Here is a 3,482-nt window from a genome sequence, read left to right as displayed (position 1 = left end):
CCTTGTTGGGTAAGACTTTTAGACTTTTTGTCAATCAAAAAGTACCAGATATGGGAGTGGTCGGGGGGAAAATCCCTGGACTTTTTCCCTGAAAATTAGGTAATTTACCCGATGAAAATCGGTAAAACCCCACACCCCACCTGCCCCCCCGATGTCGGGGGGGTTGGGGGGGTTACACCCTGCCCCTAGGAAAAACTTTTTCAGCAGACCCTAACTAGGAGAATTTTTATGCCAAGTAAAATAAAAACTTGCCCCTTCACCTGATCGGGATTCTATGCAAATTCTCTCTCCTTGATTATCAAGAATTTTTTTGACAATTGATAGACCTATGCCTGTATTTTCGGTTTGATCTCACTCAAAAATTTTTCCTTGATATTCGGTGGCGATACTTGGTCTATTAACTGACAACTGATAACTGCTATAAACCACCCCAAGCTAATCGGGCTGCCCAAAAGGGAATTAACAAAAATAAAGCGATCAAATCAGCCCATCTTAACTTTAATTCGTGCCAGCGTACTTGATGCTGATTGGGACTGGTAAAACCGCGAACCTCCATAGCGATCGCTATTTGTTCGGCGCGCAAAAGCAAATTATCTAGTAATTTTTCCACTACTGTTAACCAGACGTTTAAACTTCTTTTAATCCCTAATTTTTGCCAATCGATCGCCCTAGTTCGCACTGACCTAGCTAGATTTTGCACTTCTTCTAAAACCAGAGGAATAAAGCGTAAAGAGAGGGTCAGAGTCAGAGAAATTTCCGTCACCGGCACATTAAATCGCCGTAAAGGACTCATTAAATTCTCTAAACCTTCGGTAATTTCTTCCGGGGCCGTCGTCAACAAAAAGAGATTAGTACTATAAATTAAAGTAAAAACTAAGGTACTAATTCTCACTGCTAATTCCAAAGAACGTCGGGTAACAAATAAACGACCTCTATCCCATAAAACATACTGATAATCACTTGCTGGCGGTAAATTCAGCCCTTCCTCTGGTAAACGCGGCTGAATACTCACCCCTAAACCATCGGGAGTGATAGCAGTAATCAGAAAGACGATAATCGCTAAAAATATCAGCCAGCCCATCTGTTGCCGCCAGACGCGGGGGGGAATAGGCGCAAGCAGGGTTAAAAACATTAACAATCCCACCAAAGCTAAACGCCACCAAGGATTAGCTAATAAAGGTGCTGCTAAAAAAGCCATTAACCAGATAAATTTTACCCTGGCATCTAGTTGATGTAGTCGGGTAATCGGTTGATCGAGATAAAGACCGATGGGCAAACTTCGCAATAAATCCATAAATTAGACCTTGGTGGCTCTATTAACCGTTTTTTCCACTTCTCGCGCCGGTTTGCCGCGCCATATTAAGCGGATCGGGGTTCCTTTAAAGCCTAACTGTTGCCGGAATTGCCCTTCGATGTAACGGCGATAGTTATCATTAAAGCGCTGGGGATCGTTAACGAAAAGGGCGATCGTGGGGGGTTGACTCGATACTTGCGTGCCATAGTATAGTTTCCCCTGTTTTCCGCCCCTGGTGGTGGGGGGATTGTGCCATTTAACCGCATCTTCGATCACATCGTTGATTACCGAGGTACTGACGCGACGACGGTGAGATTCGGCGGCAATATCGACTAATTCGAGGATTTTGGTGACTCTTTGCCCCGTCATAGCACTGACAAAGATCATTTCTGCCCAATCCATGAAATACAGCCGATCCTGGAGCATTTTGGTGTAAGTATTGATGGTGTAGGTGTCTTTCTCCACCGCATCCCATTTATTGACCACTAGCACTACCGCACGCCCTTCTTCAATGATTCGCCCCGCCAATTTTAAATCCTGTTCGGTGACACCATCTAGCACATCGATGACGAATAGCACCACGTCAGACCGGCGAATTGCCTTAAAAGCACGGTTAATACTGAAAAATTCGGCTCCATAGTCCACATTCTTCTTACGGCGAATCCCGGCGGTGTCAATTAACCGATAAACCTGTCCTTCTCGTTCAATTAAAGTATCGATCGAGTCTCTGGTGGTTCCCGAAATCGGACTAACGATCGCCCGTTGTTGTCCGGTTAAAGCATTGAGGAGACTGGATTTACCCACGTTAGGACGACCGATAATTGCCACTTTAATCTCTTCATTTTCGGGAATTTCCGCCGCAGGTGGCAAATATTTAATCACTGCATCGAGTAGTTCACCTGTACCAGAACCGTGAATGGCCGAGATGGGGAAGGGTTCACCGATGGCCAATTCCCAGAATTCCGTCGCTTGCAGGATACCCTGTTCCACCGATTCACATTTATTGACGGCCAAAAGTATCGGGACATTTTGCTGTCGTAACCAAGCGGCAATTTCTCGATCGCCGGCGGTAATTCCCCCTTGCCCATCGACGACAAAAATCGCCACACTTGCCTCTGCTAGGGCGATTAAAGCCTGTTCGCGGATTAAAGGGAGAAATTCGCTGTCATCGTTAAAAACTAGCCCCCCTGTATCGACAATTTGAAAATCTCGATCGCACCAGAAAGCTGGTTGATAGGTGCGATCTCTGGTAATCCCGGGTTGATCGAAAACGATCGCCTGTTGATCTCCAGCGATACGATTGACGAGGGTGGATTTGCCCACATTGGGACGACCGATAATAGCGACGACAGGCAGTTTCATAAGAGGAGGAGGGGACGGAAATTAAAGACCCAATATTCTATCATAGCGATTTGCGATCGACCTTGGTTGATTTATCTGTTTCTGTTCGGCACCGAGACATTGAATACTTTAGTCTGTAGAACTTTGGTATACAAAAGACTAGAATTCAGCTTATGCAATCTGGTCAACTAGAGCAAATTTTAGGACGAGAGCTACAGCGTTATCGCCAAGAAAAAGGGTGGTCGCAAGAGTATTTGGCGGAAGTAACAGGTTACTAATGCTTTAGGTCTGAGGATGAGTGAATTTTTGTATTCCGTAGAGGAATCCCTAAGTGTTAACGAACGACGAGACTAAAAGACTAAAGCAGGCCATTCTAGCCGCAATTGCCTCACCATTGATTGGCTCGATCGAGGATTATAACTGTTGAGAAGGGAGAAAAAGCTGACGGCTAAAATAACTGATCACTGCCTTTTTCTAGGATTGAGAATCAGAATCCACCTCTGTCTTCACTTCGGGGACAATATCGGGTCTTTGGGCATCTTCCCAACCGACCGGGCGTTTAGAATTGTACCAAGCGATCGAACCGATGGTGACAGCAGCGAGAAAACCGACCACATAAACTGCCACAAAATAAACGGGGAATTTGCCACTGGCCACTTCTAGGAGTAGATACATAATTTTTTCACGATTAAGCTTTTAATTTGTATATCTTAACAGAATCGGCCCCCTCATCGAAAATTTTGGGTCTGAAACCCCGTCGTTCTACGACGGCTTTACCGTCAAATATTAGCACATTTACACGATATATGCTAGAATGCGGGATATGGAAAAAGCCTATTCGTTTCGA

General features: G+C 45.0%; 3 protein-coding genes and 1 pseudogene. All 4 read right to left on the bottom strand.

What is annotated here, in order from left to right:
- Window positions 1–210 precede the first annotated feature (210 nt).
- A pseudogene (locus tag EWV68_RS21960) lies at window positions 211–336 on the bottom strand (hypothetical protein); the annotation flags it as partial.
- A gap of 82 nt (window positions 337–418) precedes the next feature.
- Window positions 419–1,294: an energy-coupling factor transporter transmembrane component T family protein gene (locus tag EWV68_RS18600; RefSeq protein ID WP_061431569.1), complete on the bottom strand. Its 876-nt coding sequence runs from the start codon at window positions 1,292–1,294 to the stop codon at window positions 419–421.
- Window positions 1,295–1,297: 3 nt separating this feature from the next.
- Window positions 1,298–2,656 carry a ribosome biogenesis GTPase Der gene (gene der / locus EWV68_RS18595; protein WP_004268090.1) on the bottom strand — a complete coding sequence of 453 codons (1,359 nt, stop codon included), beginning with the start codon at window positions 2,654–2,656 and terminating at the stop codon, window positions 1,298–1,300.
- 453 nt (window positions 2,657–3,109) lie between these two features.
- Window positions 3,110–3,310, bottom strand: a complete 201-nt coding sequence (gene psb35, locus EWV68_RS18590) for a photosystem II assembly protein Psb35 (RefSeq protein ID WP_002761344.1) — start codon at window positions 3,308–3,310, stop codon at window positions 3,110–3,112.
- Between the last annotated feature and the right edge of the window lie 172 nt (window positions 3,311–3,482).

The organism is Microcystis sp. M_QC_C_20170808_M9Col, assembly GCF_007095495.1.
Classification (GTDB): domain Bacteria; phylum Cyanobacteriota; class Cyanobacteriia; order Cyanobacteriales; family Microcystaceae; genus Microcystis; species Microcystis aeruginosa.
The sequence above is the reverse complement of the archived record's forward strand: the minus strand, read 5'-3'. Positions and strand labels throughout refer to the sequence as shown.